The 15,517-nt window shown below is 55.6% G+C and carries 12 protein-coding genes; 4 read left to right on the forward strand and 8 right to left on the reverse strand.

What is annotated here, in order from left to right; genetic code table 11:
• Nucleotides 1-459: 459 nt before the first annotated feature.
• Together malP and malQ are read left to right on the forward strand one after the other, a co-directional pair.
• Entirely contained in the window at nt 460-2,853 is a 2,394-nt protein-coding gene (gene malP / locus ABGB15_RS01695) for a maltodextrin phosphorylase (protein WP_215723511.1), read from the forward strand.
• 9 nt (nt 2,854-2,862) lie between these two features.
• Nucleotides 2,863-4,941: a 4-alpha-glucanotransferase gene (gene malQ / locus ABGB15_RS01700; protein ID WP_215723510.1), complete on the forward strand. Its 2,079-nt coding sequence runs from the start codon at nt 2,863-2,865 to the stop codon at nt 4,939-4,941.
• A 111-nt stretch (nt 4,942-5,052) separates the two neighbouring features.
• On the opposite strand, the gene gntT is transcribed toward malQ, so the two are convergent.
• The 3 genes from gntT to gntX all read right to left on the reverse strand — a co-directional run bounded on the left by gntT (nt 5,053) and on the right by gntX (nt 8,053).
• Nucleotides 5,053-6,369, reverse strand: a complete 1,317-nt coding sequence (gene gntT / locus ABGB15_RS01705) for a gluconate transporter (RefSeq protein WP_215723509.1) — start codon at nt 6,367-6,369, stop codon at nt 5,053-5,055.
• A 363-nt stretch (nt 6,370-6,732) separates the two neighbouring features.
• Nucleotides 6,733-7,308, reverse strand: coding sequence for a Fe-S biogenesis protein NfuA (nfuA, locus tag ABGB15_RS01710; RefSeq protein WP_152082556.1), 576 nt, complete (start codon nt 7,306-7,308; stop codon nt 6,733-6,735).
• Nucleotides 7,309-7,369: 61 nt separating this feature from the next.
• On the reverse strand, nt 7,370-8,053 hold the full coding sequence (gene gntX / locus ABGB15_RS01715) for a DNA utilization protein GntX (RefSeq protein ID WP_152082555.1): 684 nt from the start codon (nt 8,051-8,053) through the stop codon (nt 7,370-7,372).
• Between the two features lie 35 nt (nt 8,054-8,088).
• Between gntX and bioH the strand changes: the two genes are divergently transcribed.
• Nucleotides 8,089-8,862, forward strand: a complete 774-nt coding sequence (gene bioH / locus ABGB15_RS01720) for a pimeloyl-ACP methyl ester esterase BioH (protein ID WP_215723508.1) — start codon at nt 8,089-8,091, stop codon at nt 8,860-8,862.
• A gap of 111 nt (nt 8,863-8,973) precedes the next feature.
• Nucleotides 8,974-9,243: a YdgH/BhsA/McbA-like domain containing protein gene (locus ABGB15_RS01725; protein ID WP_152082553.1), complete on the forward strand. Its 270-nt coding sequence runs from the start codon at nt 8,974-8,976 to the stop codon at nt 9,241-9,243.
• Nucleotides 9,244-9,276: 33 nt separating this feature from the next.
• Here the strand turns inward: ABGB15_RS01725 and feoC are convergent, their stop codons facing one another.
• The 5 genes from feoC to greB all read right to left on the reverse strand — a co-directional run bounded on the left by feoC (nt 9,277) and on the right by greB (nt 15,289).
• Complete coding sequence (gene feoC, locus ABGB15_RS01730; RefSeq protein WP_152082552.1) at nt 9,277-9,513, reverse strand: [Fe-S]-dependent transcriptional repressor FeoC; 237 nt, start codon at nt 9,511-9,513, stop codon at nt 9,277-9,279.
• Nucleotides 9,514-9,524: 11 nt separating this feature from the next.
• Complete coding sequence (gene feoB / locus ABGB15_RS01735; protein WP_152082551.1) at nt 9,525-11,843, reverse strand: Fe(2+) transporter permease subunit FeoB; 2,319 nt, start codon at nt 11,841-11,843, stop codon at nt 9,525-9,527.
• A 30-nt stretch (nt 11,844-11,873) separates the two neighbouring features.
• Entirely contained in the window at nt 11,874-12,101 is a 228-nt protein-coding gene (feoA, locus tag ABGB15_RS01740; protein WP_152082550.1) for a ferrous iron transporter A, read from the reverse strand.
• A gap of 303 nt (nt 12,102-12,404) precedes the next feature.
• Nucleotides 12,405-14,726 carry a Tex family protein gene (locus tag ABGB15_RS01745; protein ID WP_215723507.1) on the reverse strand — a complete coding sequence of 774 codons (2,322 nt, stop codon included), beginning with the start codon at nt 14,724-14,726 and terminating at the stop codon, nt 12,405-12,407.
• An 89-nt stretch (nt 14,727-14,815) separates the two neighbouring features.
• On the reverse strand, nt 14,816-15,289 hold the full coding sequence (gene greB, locus ABGB15_RS01750; RefSeq protein WP_152082548.1) for a transcription elongation factor GreB: 474 nt from the start codon (nt 15,287-15,289) through the stop codon (nt 14,816-14,818).
• Nucleotides 15,290-15,517 lie beyond the last annotated feature (228 nt).

The following is a 15,517-nucleotide window of genomic DNA, read 5'->3' on the forward strand; positions in this document are numbered from 1 at the left end:
TGTGAATTTGCACTCTGTCACAAAACATTCCGCATAAATGCGGAACTTTCTAAAAATGGCTCACATCCCGCGTGGATGCTGGATTGTATGCTTTTAGTGCGGTATCACTGAAACGGGTTTCAGCAAGGAATAATCAAGACAAAGTTAATAAAGTTTCGGTAACGTTCAGCAAACTGAATAGTGACGCAGGGAAATCCTTATTTGCAGAAATATTATTCTACGTAAGTAATCATTTCTGCGCCGATTAATTTCTTACGAAACTGCATTTCATTTTTTTGACACTCTTCCGGGATATCTTTTCTCCTTCAGAGCACACTCGCAGAGTGGCCTCGATCACACTTTTATGCTCATCCCCGCTACTCCTCCCTGTCTAATCCCCCACGGGAGGAGGAAGAGGCGGAATGAGCCAGGCACACTAGCGCTAATGTGTTTTTTCTCTCTACAGGATGCCGATTCCCTATGTCACAGCCTACCTTCAACAAAGCTCAATTTCAGGCTGCCCTGACGCGTCAGTGGCAGCGTTTTGGTCTTCGTGCTGCAAACGAAATGACGCCTCACCAGTGGTGGCAGGCGGTGAGCGGGGCGCTCGCAGAGCAACTGGATGCTCAACCTCTGGCGAAGCCGGTGAAAGGCCAGCGCCACGTAAACTACATCTCGATGGAATTCCTGATTGGCCGTCTGACCGGCAACAACCTGCTGAACCTCGGCTGGTATCAGGAGGTAGGCGATGTGCTGAAAGAGCACGACATTAACCTTACCGATCTGCTGGAAGAAGAGATTGACCCGGCGCTGGGTAACGGTGGTCTGGGGCGTCTGGCGGCCTGTTTCCTGGACTCCATGGCAACTGTCGGCCAGTCGGCCATTGGCTATGGCCTGAACTACCAGTACGGCCTGTTCCGTCAGTCGTTTGCCGATGGGCACCAGATGGAAGCGCCGGACGACTGGCACCGCAACACCTACCCGTGGTTCCGCCACAACGCGCAGCTGGATGTGCAGGTGAACATTGGCGGGAAAGTGACGAAGCAGGGGCTTTGGGAGCCGGCGTTCACCTTTACCGGCGAAGCCTGGGATCTGCCGGTGCTCGGCTACCGTAACGGCGTGGCACAGCCGCTGCGCCTGTGGCAGGCGAAGCACGCCCATCCGTTCAACCTGACCAAATTCAACGACGGCGATTTCCTGCGCGCCGAGCAGCAGGGTATCGACGCCGAGAAGCTGACCAAAGTTCTCTACCCGAACGACAACCATCTGGCGGGCAAAAAACTGCGTCTGATGCAGCAGTATTTCCAGTGCGCATGCTCTGTAGCGGATATCCTGCGTCGTCATCACCTGGCGGGCCGCAAGCTGGCACAACTGCCGGACTTCGAAGTGATCCAGCTTAACGACACGCATCCGACCATTGCGATTCCTGAACTGCTGCGCGTGCTGATCGACGAGCATCAGTTGAGCTGGGATGACGCGTGGGCGATCACCAGCCGCACCTTCGCCTACACCAACCACACTCTGATGCCGGAAGCGCTGGAGTGCTGGGATGAGAAGCTGGTGAAAGCCCTGCTGCCGCGCCATATGCAGATCATCAACATGATTAACGACCAGTTTAAAAAATTGGTGGAGAAAACCTGGCCGGGCGATAAAGCCGTCTGGGCGAAGCTGGCGGTGGTTCACGATAAACAAGTGCGCATGGCGAACATGTGCGTAGTCAGCGGCTTCGCGGTGAACGGCGTGGCGGCACTGCACTCGGATCTGGTGGTGAAAGATCTCTTCCCGGAATACCACCAGCTGTGGCCGACCAAATTCCACAACGTGACCAACGGCATCACGCCGCGCCGCTGGATCAAGCAGTGCAACCCGCTGCTGGCCAGCCTGCTGGATAAAACCCTGAAAAAAGAGTGGGCCAACGATCTGGACCAGCTCATCAACCTGGAAAAACAGGCCGACAACGCGAAATTCCGCGAGCAGTACCGCGCCATCAAGCAGGAGAACAAAGTTCGTCTGGCGGAGTTTGTGAAAGTGCGTACCGGAATTGAGATCAACCCGAATGCCATTTTCGATATCCAGATTAAACGCCTGCATGAGTACAAACGCCAGCACCTGAACCTGCTGCACATTCTGGCGCTGTACAAAGAGATCCGCGAGAACCCTCAGGCTGACCGCGTTCCACGCGTATTCCTGTTCGGCGCGAAAGCGGCACCGGGCTATTATCTGGCGAAAAACATTATCCTTGCCATCAACAAAGTGGCTGCTGCGATCAACAACGATCCGAAAGTAGGCGACAAGCTGAAGGTCGTGTTCCTGCCGGATTACTGCGTCTCTGCCGCTGAGATGCTGATCCCGGCGGCGGATATCTCTGAGCAAATTTCCACGGCAGGTAAAGAGGCTTCCGGCACGGGCAACATGAAGCTGGCGCTGAATGGCGCGCTGACCGTCGGTACGCTCGACGGCGCAAACGTCGAAATCGCGGAGAAGGTCGGCGAAGAGAACATCTTTATCTTCGGCCATACTGTGGAGGAAGTGAAAGCCATTAAAGCCAAAGGCTACGACCCGGTGAAATGGCGTAAGAAAGACAAAGTGCTTGATGCGGTGCTGAAAGAGCTGGAGAGCGGCAAATACAGCGACGGCGACAAGCACGCGTTTGACCAGATGCTGCACAGCATGGGCAAACAGGGCGGCGATCCGTATCTGGTCATGGCGGATTTCAGAGCCTATGTGGACGCGCAAAAACAGGTCGATGTCCTGTATCGCGACCAGGACGCCTGGACCCGTGCGTGTATCCTGAACACCGCCCGCTGTGGCATGTTCAGCTCGGACCGCTCAATCCGTGATTATCAGGCCCGTATCTGGCAGGCAAAACGCTAAGGAAGCGCGATGGAGAGTAAACGTCTGGACAGTGCCGCGCAGGCGGCGGGGATCAGCCTCAGTTACATTAATGCTCACGGCAAACCGCAGTCTATTGGTGCGGACACCAAAAGGCGTTTGCTGGATGCCATGCACAAACCCGACGCGAAAGCGTCGGTTGCTCCTGTCCCCAATGTGAAGGTCTTTACTGCGGGCAAAAAAATGCCGCTGGCGGTGGCAGGGCGCGGCGAGTTTAGCTGGCTGCTCACTACCGAAGAGGGGCAGCAGCACAAGGGACACGCCACTGGCGGAAAAACAATTCATCTTCCGGCGAAGCTGCCGGAGGGCTACCACTCATTGACGCTCACCCAGGGTGATGCGCGTTATCACTGCCGGGTGATTGTTGCGCCAAAACGCTGCTATGAACCACTGGCGTTGCCCGAAGGCAAAAAGCTGTGGGGTGCCTGCGTGCAGCTCTACACGCTGCGTTCGGACAGTAACTGGGGCATCGGTGATTTTGGCGATCTGAAAAAGATGCTGGCAGACATCGGCGAGCGTGGCGGTGCCTTTATTGGACTCAACCCGATCCACGCACTCTATCCGGCTAACCCGGAGAGCGCCAGCCCGTACAGCCCATCGTCCCGCCGCTGGCTGAACGTGATTTACATTGACGTTAACGCGTTAGACGATTTCAAAAACAGCAAAGAGGCGCAGGCATGGTGGAAACTCAGTACCACGCAGCAGGCGCTGAAGCAGGCGCGCGATGCGGACTGGGTGGACTATGCCACCGTCACCGCGCTGAAGATGGCGGCGCTGCGTCTGGCATGGAAAGGCTTCGCGAGACGCGATGACGAACAGATGTCGGCCTTCCGCCAGTTTGTCATGCAGGAGGGCGAGAGCCTTTACTGGCAGGCGGCGTTCGACGCGCTGCATGCGTATCAGGTCAAAGAGGATGAAATGCGCTGGGGCTGGCCGGTGTGGCCGGAAGCGTATCAATCCGTTGATACGCCTGAAGTGAAAGCCTTCTGTAAGAAATATGCTGATGAGGTGGACTTCTACCTGTGGCTGCAGTGGCTGGCCTACAGCCAGTTTGCTGCCTGCTGGCAGGTGAGCCAGGGGTATAAAATGCCGATTGGCCTGTACCGCGATCTGGCTGTGGGTGTCGCAGAAGGTGGTGCAGAAACCTGGTGTGACCGTGAACTCTACTGCCTGAAAGCCTCCGTCGGTGCGCCGCCAGATATTCTTGGCCCGCTTGGTCAGAACTGGGGCCTGCCGCCAATGGACCCGCACGTGATGGCCGCCCGCGCGTACGAGCCGTTTATCGACCTGCTGCGCGCCAATATGCAGAACTGTGGAGCGCTGCGCATCGACCACGTGATGTCTGTGCTGCGTCTGTGGTGGATACCGTACGGTGAAACGGCCGATCACGGGGCGTATGTACAATACCCGGTTGACGATCTGCTCTCGATCCTGGCGCTGGAAAGTAAACGTCATCAGTGCATGGTGATCGGCGAAGATCTCGGTACTGTACCGGTTGAGATTGTCAGTAAACTCCGCGACAGCGGCGTGTACTCTTACAAAGTGCTCTATTTTGAGAACGACCATGAGAAAACCTTCCGCGCGCCGAAAGCGTATCCGGAACAATCAATGGCAGTCGCGACGACGCATGATCTTCCTACGCTCAGAGGCTACTGGGAAAGCGGCGACCTGACGCTCGGTAAAACGCTGGGGCTGTATCCTGATGAAGAGGTCCTGCGTGGACTGTATCAGGATCGCGAGCTGGCGAAACAGGGTCTGCTTGATGCGCTGCATAAACATGGCTGCCTGCCGAAACGCGCCGGACATAAGGCGTCGCTGATGTCGATGACGCCTACGCTCAACCGCGGCTTGCAGCGCTACATTGCCGACAGCAACAGCGCCCTGCTGGGGCTACAGCCGGAAGACTGGATTGATATGGCAGAGCCGGTGAACATTCCGGGCACCAGCTATCAGTACAAGAACTGGCGTCGTAAATTGTCCACAACCCTTGAGAAGATGTTTGCCGATGACGGGGTGAACAGGCTGATTAAGGATTTGGATAAGCGGCGAAAAGCAGCCGGGAAGACGTGATAAAAAACCCGCCATCGGCGGGTTTTTTATTGCCCGGTGGCGCTGCGCTTACCGGGCCTACATTGCTTAAGTAAGCCGGGTAAGGCGTCTCCGCCACCCGGCTTTTTTACATCAGACAACCATATTCAACAGCAGAACCCCGACTAGGCCGCACACCGAAATAATGGTTTCCAGCGCGGACCATGACTTGATGGTTTCACCGATCGTCAGGTTGAAATACTCCTTGAACAGCCAGAAGCCTGGGTCGTTTACGTGAGAGAAAATTACGCTACCGGAACCGACCGCGATAACCATCAGCTCCGGGCTTACGCCCGTCGTTGCAATCAGCGGCGCAACAATACCACCTGCGGTGATGGCCGCAACGGTCGCAGAACCCAGTGCAATACGCAGAACCGCAGCGATGGACCAGGCCATCAGGAGCGGAGAAACGCTGGTTTCATGCATCATGGCAGCGATGTATTTGTCCACGCCGCTGTCGACCAGTACCTGTTTGAACGCACCGCCACCGCCGATGATCAGAAGCATCATGGCAATGATTTTGATGGAAGAGGTCAACGTATCGTTGATCTCTTCCATCGAACGGCCACGGTTCAGGCCGAAAGTGAACATCGCAATCAGCACGGCAATCAGCGTTGCCATCACCGGATCACCCAGGAACTCGGCAACGGCCAGGAATGCATGGCCTTTCGGCAGGATCATCTCTGCCACGGCACGCATGGCCATCAGAATGACCGGCACCAGTGACGTCCAGACGCTGACGCCAAAGCCCGGCATCTCTTCTTCGGTGAACGTTTTCGCGCTGTACAGACCTTCCGGGATTGGCTTATCAATACCTTTCAGGAAACGCGCATAAACAGGGCCTGCCAGAATCACGGTTGGGATCGCCAGAATCGTACCGAACAGCAGGGTTTTACCCATATCGGCGTGGAAAATGGTCGCGATTGCGGTAGGGCCTGGATGCGGAGGCAGGAAGCCGTGCGTCACGGACAGCGCCGCCGCCATTGGCACACCGACGTACAGCAGCGGAATATTTGCCGCAGCTGCAATGGTGAATACCAGCGGCAGCATCAGCACAAAGCCCACTTCATAGAACAGCGCAAAACCGACGGTAAAGCCGGTTAATACCACTGCCCACTGGATGTGCTGCTTACCAAATTTGGCGATAAGCGTGGTGGCGATACGCTGCGCACCACCGCAATCCGCGAGCATTTTACCGAGCATGGCACCGAAGCCCATGATCAGCGCCAGGCTGCCGAGCGTACCGCCGACCCCGGCTTTAATGGAGCTGATAACTTTCACCAGCGGCATCCCTTGCATCAAACCGACTGCAAGTGCCACCAGAACCAAAGCGATAAATCCGTTCATTTTGAAGCGGATCATCAAGAGCAGTAATAACACAACACCTATAGCGACGATGACTAATGGCATGATTTACCTGGCCTTTGAATTGTTATGGGTAACGTCATTGTTTCAACGACAAAATCCGATTGTCCCAACAGGGAACAGAGCGTTAACGGCACTAATACTGATGCCTGTGAAACGATTAAGTTTAGTCGGCTGTTATGTGGGTGCTTAGTGCCCATGAGAATGATACGGGTAACATGGCGTGATTGAGAATCACCCAGGGCAGCTAAATTTGAATTATGAGACGCAGGTCAACATATAGAGGGGGGGAGGCAGGAAAACAAAAGCCGGGTGGCGGCTTCGCCTTACCCGGCTTACGATGCGTATGAACTGTTTTTGTAGGCCCGGTAAGCGCAGCGCCACCGGGCAAAACAGAAGGGCATTGAATTAGTAGTAAGAGTGCTCGCCGCGCTGGTGTTCGGTCAGATCGCGCACGCCTTTCAGTTCCGGGAACTCGTTCAGCAGTTGCTTCTCGATCCCTTCTTTCAGCGTCACGTCGACCATGGAACACCCGTTACAGCCGCCGCCAAACTGCAGGATCGCCAGACCATCTTCGGTGATTTCCATCAGGGAAACACGACCGCCGTGGCCTGCCAGTTGTGGGTTGATCTGCGATTGCAGCAAATACTCTACACGTTCCATTAGTGGGGCATCGTCCGACACTTTACGCATTTTTGCGTTTGGCGCTTTCAGCGTCAGCTGAGAACCGAGCTGGTCGGTGACGAAATCAATCTCCGCATCTTCAAGATACGGTGCGCTCAGCTCATCAACGTAGGCGGTGAGCTGGTCAAATTTAAGGGCAGTGTCAGTTGCTTCCACGGCGTCCGGAGGACAATAAGAGACACCACATTCTGCATTCGGAGTGCCTGGATTGATCACAAACACGCGGATCTGCGTCCCTTCTTCCTGATTTGCCAGCAGTTTGGCAAAGTGCGCTTGTGCAGAATCGGAAATACGGATCATAGCTTTGGCCTAATAGTTGACTAAATTACCTGGGTATAATAATACGCCCATTGGAGAAGGGCTACAAGGTACGGCACAGACACCATACCTGAACCGACGCAGCGCCGCTTCGCAAAAGCAGTCGGGAAAGTTCAGCAACGGTACTGCCCGTGGTGACGACATCATCCACAATCGCGATATGGAGGCCGTTAACGGGCAATTCAAGGCGAAAGGCATTTTTAAGGTTCCTTTTGCGCAGCCGCGCACTGAGTTGATGCTGGATTGCTGTCGCCTGCACGCGCCTCAGCGCAGAGGCGTCGTAACGGCATCTGAGCCAGCGGGCGAGCGGGCGGCAGAGCAGGTCACTCTGATTATAGCCACGTCGCCAGTGACGACGCCGGTGCAACGGCACATTCATAATTATGTCCACTGCCGGTAACCCGCGGGTACGTCGCGCCTGTAAAACCGCCAGTACAAGTAGCCGGGCGAGCGGCCGCGCCAGCGTACTCTGGTGAGAAAATTTCAGTTTATGGATGAGGCCGCTCAGCGGAGGAGCATAACCGTCCACCGCCACCAGGGCGTTCCACGGCGGGGATTTCTTCAGGCAACGCCCGCAGGGGATCACCTGGCTTGTGGCCGGTAAACCGCATTGCGGGCAGCCGTTGATTCGGCCTTCCAGCGATCGTGTACAAACGGAACAGACTCCCCACGCACTCAGCGCAAGTGGCATTCGGCATAGCCAGCACAAGCCGGGCACTGTTAGCATGTGCAACCTCCATGTAAAAAAGAGAACAGTAACTGATGAAGACACTGTGGTGGCAGACCGTAGGGACGGGAAATTGCCATCTTGTGCTGCTGCACGGATGGGGACTGAACGCTGAAGTATGGCGTTGCGTAAGTGAGGAACTCGCCTCGCAATTTACGTTACATCTGGTTGATCTGCCGGGTTATGGCCGTAGCCACGGCTTTGGCGCGATGACGCTTGACGCGATGGCGAAGCAGGTTTTGGACGCTGCGCCGCAAAAAGCGATCTGGCTCGGCTGGAGCCTGGGCGGGCTGGTGGCAAGTCAGATTGCGCTGAGCCATCCCGAACGCGTGCAGGCACTGGTGACGGTGGCCTCTTCGCCGTGCTTTAGCGCACGTGAAGCGTGGCCGGGCATTAAGCCTGAGGTGTTGACCGGGTTCCAGCAGCAACTGAGCGAAGATTTCCAGCGAACGGTTGAGCGTTTCCTGGCGCTGCAGACGATGGGAACCGAAACCGCCCGTCAGGATGCCAGATTGCTGAAACAGACGGTGCTCTCCCTGCCGATGCCGGACGTTAAGGTACTTAACGGTGGTCTGGACATTCTGAAGACGGTCGACCTGCGTGAGCCGCTGGCGTCGCTGACGATGCCGCATCTGCGTATTTATGGCTATCTGGATGGACTGGTGCCGCGCAAAGTGGTGCCGCTGCTGGACACCCTGTGGCCTGAAAGTGAATCGCGGGTGATTGCCAAAGCCGCGCACGCGCCGTTTATCTCCCATCCCGCTGAGTTCTGCGCGGCACTGGTTGCGATAAGTCAACGTGTAAACTGATTATTTCCCGTCCATCCTGGAAAAAGTTTCATACCGCAACAATACTTCAGAGGTCGTTGCGGTTGAGCTGCCGACGATGATCAAAACAACAATCTAAGGAGAGGCTGATCTATGAAACTTGTCACAGGTATTGTTACATCTCTGGTTATTGGGTCACTGTCATTTGGCGCATTTGCCGCAGAAGAGCTGGATAAAGATAAGGTCAAAGAGATGAATCTGACCAAAGTGGGGACAATCACCACTTCTGATACCACGGCTCCGATGGATGCGAAACGTGAACTGTCCAAAAAAGCGGATGAGCTGGGCGGTAAATATTTCGTTGTTACCAGTGCACAGAAAGATACGAAAGACGTTCATGCAACGGCAGAGGTTTATAAGTAATACCAAAAAGCCGGGCGGTATGGCCCGGCTTTATTAGCGCAGCGCCCACCACTCTCTGAGGCAGGCTTTCCCTTCGGGGCAGCTTTTGCAACTGCCGGACAAACAACCATCCGCATCTTCCTGAATGCGCACGGCTTTCCCCATTGCTTCCAGCCGTTGCAGCATGGCATCAATCATCGGTTGCGGCGTATGCAGGCTGTAGCTTAGCTGTTTTGCCTCCATTCTTCCCTGCAATGCCAGCAAATCACGAACCTGAATCAACGATGCCATGTGTTTACCTTTTAGTGACAGTCGCCAGCCGGGCTGCTGCAACAGGTGGCGGCGGTTTTACGTGTCGCCAGCAGGTTGACATCCACGCGGCTCCGCGCTCTGCGCAGAAGGCCAATGACAACCACGTTGAACAGGATCACCGCCAGGATGCAGACCAGGCTATAACGCGGGTGCTGGCTGAAATTGGCGGTCTGATAAAAGACCGTCGCCAGCGAGTAAGCGATGTTCAGCCCCCACAGTACCGAGAAGCCCATCCAGCCGCGGCTGGACTCGCGGGCAATCGCCCCCATCACCGAAATGCACGGAACGTAAAGCAGCACGAAGATCAGGTAGCTGTAGGCCGCTGACGCGCTGCCAAATTTCTCGCTCATCACGCCCATCGCGCCGGTCGCCATTTCGCCGTCGCCTTTGCTGGCTTCGATTGGGTTTGCCAGCACGCTCAGGCTGAAGGTGTCTTTCAGGCTCTGCCAGGTCTCCTCTACGGCACCAAGCAGCTCGTCACCGAGGTTAAATTCTGCCGGGTTAAACTCCTCTTCCTGAATGTTCTCAGCGGTGTAGAGTGTGTTCAGCGTCCCGACAACCACCTCTTTTGCCATCGCCCCGGTGAACAGGCCGACAGTCGCTTGCCAGTTATCCTCATGCACGCCAATCGGTTTAAAGACCGGCGTAATGACGCGGCTGACGGAGGCAAGGGCGGAGTCGTTGATGTTGTCCGCTGCCTGGCCGCTCAGCGTGAAGCTGTTCAGCGCACTCAGGAAAATACTGACGACGACAATCACTTTACCGGCGCGCAGCACAAACCCTTTCAGGCGTTGCCAGGTCTGGATCACCAGGCTTTTAAGATGGGGAACGTGGTAGACCGGTAGCTCCATCACGAACGGCGACGCTTCACCACGCATGATGGTATGTTTCAGCATCAGGCCGGTCAGGATCGCCATCACGATACCGAGCACATACAGAGAGAATACCGCCAGCGCCCCTTGCTGACCAAAGAAGGCCGCCGCAAAGACCGCGAAGATCGCCAGACGTGCTCCGCAGGACATAAACGGTGCCATCATGATGGTCATCAGGCGTTCACGCGGCGCATCCAGCGTGCGGGCACCCATCACCGACGGAACGTTACAGCCGAAGCCGACAATCAGCGGCACGAAGGATTTTCCGGGCAGGCCCAGCGCCTGCATCAGGCGATCCATGACGAAAGCCGCGCGCGCCATGTAGCCGGAGTCCTCAAGGAAGGAGAGGAACAGGTACATCATGCCGATTTGCGGCACCAGCGGCAGAACGGTATTGATGCCGCCGCCGATCCCCTGGGCGAGGAAGATGGTCAGCCATTCCGGGAAGTGCAGGGTATAACCGACCCACTGAATACCGTGCACGAAAATCGCGACGGAACCGGCATCGAAAACAGGCTGTAACGCACCGCCAATGTTGATGGCGAGCAGGAACATCAGGTACATCACCAGTAAGAAGACCGGCAGGCCGAGGAAACGGTTCAGAACGATTTTATCGACGGCGGCGGTAAAGCGGCTTGGTTCAGCCGTTAATGCGTTGCTGGCCACATCGCAAATCGCGGCGATAGACTGATAACGCGCATCCGCAATGTGCAAAGCAGGGTCACTCAGTTCGTCGCTCAGGCGCGCCAGCGATACGTCCAGTTTGTCTGCCGCATCGCCTGCATACGCGCGGCTGTAGATGTCACCTTCCAGCATCTGCAGGCCGAGCCACTGGCGCTGTCGGGCAGGCATGGTGTTATCCATCTCCTGCGCCAGCAGGTTGGCTTCGCGAAGCAGCGGTTGCGCGTAGTGCACCAGCTCAACATCGGTGTTGCCCGCGTGTCGGTCAACCGCCAGCTTCAGGGCATCAATACCGCGAGCGCGGGTGGAGACCAGCGGAACCACCGGACAGCCCAGACGTGAAGAAAGGGCATCGATATCAATGCGCAGCTTTTGCTTTTCCGCAATGTCGAGCATGTTGAGTGCCACGATGCAGGGAATACCCAGTTCCAGCAGCTGCAGCGTGAGATAAAGGTTGCGCTCCAGGTTGGAGGCATCGACCACGTTAATTAATAAATCCGCATCGCCGCTCAAAATATAGTGGCAGGCAATCTGCTCATCGAGGGACGTTTGAGATGAAATAGTGGTTAACGAATAGGTGCCGGGCAGATCAACCAGGGTAACCTGATTGTCTGTTGTCATGAACTGACCTTCTTTGCGCTCAACCGTTACGCCTGCCCAGTTTCCCACACGCTGGCGTGCGCCAGTTAACTGGTTAAATAAAGTTGTCTTGCCGGAATTAGGATTGCCAATTAAGCCAATAGTTAATTTTTTCATTGTATTAGACCCACTGAAACCGCTGGCTTGTTATCGGGATACGTTTTCGACTTCTAATAATGCGAGATCTTTCTTACGCAGTACCAGATTCACTCGTCGGGTTTCGATATGAACAGGATCGCCCAACGGTGCAACGCGTACAACCTGGAATGACGAGCCGGGTAGCATGCCCAGTGACAGCAGCTTCTGCCGATAGGCCGGGCTAATCTCACGGGTAAAACCGATAATTTTCCATGCACTGTCTGGAGTGAATTGCATAGCGCCTACTTTACGAGAGGTTAAATAATCTACACTGCGATGATAATGAGAATAGTTTTTATCAGCAATAATAAAAATGTGACGGAATGTTGTTAATGGTATTAATTTACGGCCAGTTTGACCTTGCTCAATATTTATTGAATTTGATGGCGGGAAGACAGGGGGATTTATTTGTTAATGAAGTGATAATTGATGGTTTAAATATGGATATGCAATCGGTTTCATATTTATTAATTAATGAGTGAGTACATCTTTATTTATTTAAATGCCCGGCAAACGTAGTGTCACCGGGCATTAACCGTATTACCGTTTTTTACCCATTGCCGCTGCCAGCGCATCCATCATCGCGCTGTTGCCCGCAGGCTGAGCGTCGCGACCGCGCGGTTTGGCGGCTTTCGCAGCCGGACGTTGCGGCTCGCGGTTGCCACCACGACGCGCGTTGGTCTCGCCTGGCTGCTCGTCCAGACGCATGGTCAGGGCGATACGCTTACGCTGCAGATCAACCTCCAGCACTTTCACCTTCACGATGTCGCCCGCTTTGACCACGGTGTGCGGATCTTCAACGAACTTGTCGGCGAGGGAAGAGATGTGGACCAGACCATCCTGATGCACGCCGATATCCACAAACGCGCCGAAGTTGGTGACGTTCGTGACTGCGCCTTCCAGCACCATACCTGGCAGCAGGTCGTTCATGGTTTCGACGCCGTCTGCAAAGGTCGCGGTTTTAAACTCAGGGCGCGGGTCACGGCCTGGTTTTTCCAGCTCTTTGATGATGTCGGTGACCGTCGGCACGCCGAACTGCTCGTCGGTGAAATCTGAGGCTTTCAGGTTGCGCAGCGCGTTGCTGTCGCCCATTAGCGCTTTCAGCGCCTGCTGGGTTGCCGCCAGAATGCGTTCCACGACAGGGTACGCTTCCGGGTGAACGGTAGAGGCATCCAGCGGGTTATCGCCGTGGTTGATACGCAGGAAGCCCGCGCACTGCTCAAAGGCTTTCGGCCCCAGTCGGCTCACCTTCAGCAACTGCTGACGGTTCTGGAACTGGCCGTTCTCATCACGCCAGGCGACGATATTCTGCGCCATCATGCGGGTTAAGCCCGCCACGCGGGTCAGCAGGGGAACGGAGGCCGTGTTCAGGTCAACGCCGACGGCGTTTACACAGTCTTCCACGACTGCATCCAGCTTACGCGCCAGCTGCGTCTGGCTTACGTCGTGCTGATACTGGCCCACACCGATAGATTTCGGGTCGATCTTCACCAGCTCCGCCAGCGGGTCCTGCAGACGACGAGCGATAGAGACTGCACCACGCAGGGAGACGTCCAGGTCCGGGAACTCCTGCGCCGCCAGTTCAGACGCGGAATAGACGGATGCCCCGGCTTCGCTGACGATCACCTTCTGCGCCGTCACTTTCGGGAACTGTTTTTGCACGTCGAGATAGAAACGCTCGGTTTCACGGGACGCCGTACCGTTACCGATGGCGACCAGCTCAACGTTGTATTTCTCGCACAGTGCCGCCACCACAACCGCCGCTTTCGCTGCCTGGCCGGTATGCGGATAAATGGTGTCGGTAGCCACCAGCTTGCCGGTGCTGTCAACGACGGCCACTTTCACGCCGGTACGCAGGCCCGGATCGAGCCCCATTGTCGCGCGCAGGCCAGCAGGGGCGGCCATCAGCAGGTCGTGCAGGTTACGGGCAAAGACGTTGATTGCTTCATCTTCAGCGCGCTCGCGCACGGTGCCCATCAGCTCGGTTTCGAGGTGCATCAGCACCTTAATGCGCCAGGTCCAGCTCACCACGCCTTTGCGCCAGCTGTCCGCCGGGGCGTTGTTCAGGCGCAGGCCGAGGTGATCAATAATGATCTGCTCGCAGTGGCTCTCTTTCGGCGGCTCGTCAAACTGCGGGTCGGCATTCAGCGAGAGTTGCAGCACGCCTTCGTTGCGGCCGCGAAACATCGCCAGCGCACGGTGTGATGGGGCGGTTGAAATCGGTTCGTGGTGATCGAAGTAGTCGCGGAATTTCGCCCCTTCTTCCTCTTTCCCTGCCACCACGGTGGAGACGATGTGGGCATTCTTCCACAGATAATCTCGCACTTTGGCGAGCAGGGCGGCGTCTTCGGCGAAGCGTTCCATCAGAATATAGCGTGCGCCATCGAGCGCGGCTTTGGTGTCCGCCACGCCTTTGTCGGCGTCGATAAACTTCGCCGCTTCGGTGTCCGGGTCGTGTGACGGCTCGTTCCACAGCAGCTCAGCCAGCGGCTCCAGACCTGCTTCAATCGCAATCTGCCCGCGCGTGCGGCGCTTCGGTTTGTAGGGAAGGTAGAGGTCTTCTAATTCGGTTTTGCTCAGGGTGCCGTTAATGGCTTTTTCCAGATCACTGGTCAGTTTGCCCTGTTCGCCGATGGATTTGAGGATCGCCTGACGACGGTCTTCCAGCTCGCGCAGGTAACCCAGACGGGTCTCCAGGTTACGCAACTGCGTGTCATCCAGACCGCCAGTGACTTCCTTACGATAACGTGCAATAAACGGCACGGTGTTCCCTTCATCAAGCAGGCGAACGGCAGCTTCTACCTGTTCGGCTCTGGCCTGAAGTTCACCCGCAATAATGCGGCAGAGCGAATCTTTCATCATGGCTATTTCATCTGTTGAGTCGAAAAAAATCAGGGGATAGTTATACGGACTGGCACGAAAAAATGCCAGCCGTGGAGGGCGCTCTCGGACTATTTTACGTACTCGATCTCATTCACATACCAGCTGGCTTCACCGCCAGGTGTCTGAACAATGGCCAAATCGCCCACTTCCTTTTTCAGCAGCGCGCGGGCCATGGGGGAATCAATGGAGATATAATCTTTACGGCCAAAAATTTCATCGTAGCCGACGATGCGAAAACGCAGGGTGTCGCCGTCATCATTTTCGATCTCCACCCAGGCTCCGAAGAACACTTTGCCTTCCTGCTGCGGGGAGTAATCGACAATCTTGAGGTTCTCAAGGCATTTGGTCAGATAGCGCACCCGACGGTCGATTTCACGCAGGCGCTTTTTGTTGTACTGGTAGTCAGCATTCTCGCTGCGATCGCCCAGGCTTGCCGCCCAGGTGACCTTTTTGGTCACTTCAGGGCGCTCTTCGCGCCACAGGTAATCCATCTCTTTTTTGAGTTTTTCGTACCCTTCGCGGGTGATCAGTGGCGTTTTCATGCGGTGACCTTCAGACTCGACATCATTGCAAACCTTGCGCACATTACGTATCACATAGAATAACCGACAGCATTAATAATGATTTATGTGATGAAATGTGCAGATAAGCTGCTGTTAAATATGCTTTGTAACAATTTCGACTAGAATTTATACCAGAATTAGCTGGTCGAACACGTGCACTTTTTTAGAATACGCTGTTATTAGACTATCCGAACCTTTGGGAGTACA

This window comes from Enterobacter sp. MALB-1 (assembly GCF_041021625.1).
In the GTDB taxonomy this organism is placed as follows: domain Bacteria; phylum Pseudomonadota; class Gammaproteobacteria; order Enterobacterales; family Enterobacteriaceae; genus Enterobacter; species Enterobacter oligotrophicus.

Bases quoted from the DNA above. Each gene is read 5' to 3' on its own strand.
- feoB (WP_152082551.1), bottom strand. From the start codon at position 11,843: ATGAAAAAATTAACTATTGGCTTAATTGGCAATCCTAATTCCGGCAAG.
- ABGB15_RS01745 (WP_215723507.1), bottom strand. From the start codon at position 14,726: ATGATGAAAGATTCGCTCTGCCGCATTATTGCGGGTGAACTTCAGGCC.
- gntX (WP_152082555.1), bottom strand. From the start codon at position 8,053: ATGCTAACAGTGCCCGGCTTGTGCTGGCTATGCCGAATGCCACTTGCG.
- nfuA (WP_152082556.1), bottom strand. From the start codon at position 7,308: ATGATCCGTATTTCCGATTCTGCACAAGCGCACTTTGCCAAACTGCTG.
- greB (WP_152082548.1), bottom strand. From the start codon at position 15,289: ATGAAAACGCCACTGATCACCCGCGAAGGGTACGAAAAACTCAAAAAA.
- feoA (WP_152082550.1), bottom strand. From the start codon at position 12,101: ATGCAATTCACTCCAGACAGTGCATGGAAAATTATCGGTTTTACCCGT.
- gntT (WP_215723509.1), bottom strand. From the start codon at position 6,369: ATGCCATTAGTCATCGTCGCTATAGGTGTTGTGTTATTACTGCTCTTG.
- ABGB15_RS01725 (WP_152082553.1), top strand. From the start codon at position 8,974: ATGAAACTTGTCACAGGTATTGTTACATCTCTGGTTATTGGGTCACTG.
- bioH (WP_215723508.1), top strand. From the start codon at position 8,089: ATGAAGACACTGTGGTGGCAGACCGTAGGGACGGGAAATTGCCATCTT.
- malP (WP_215723511.1), top strand. From the start codon at position 460: ATGTCACAGCCTACCTTCAACAAAGCTCAATTTCAGGCTGCCCTGACG.
- malQ (WP_215723510.1), top strand. From the start codon at position 2,863: ATGGAGAGTAAACGTCTGGACAGTGCCGCGCAGGCGGCGGGGATCAGC.
- feoC (WP_152082552.1), bottom strand. From the start codon at position 9,513: ATGGCATCGTTGATTCAGGTTCGTGATTTGCTGGCATTGCAGGGAAGA.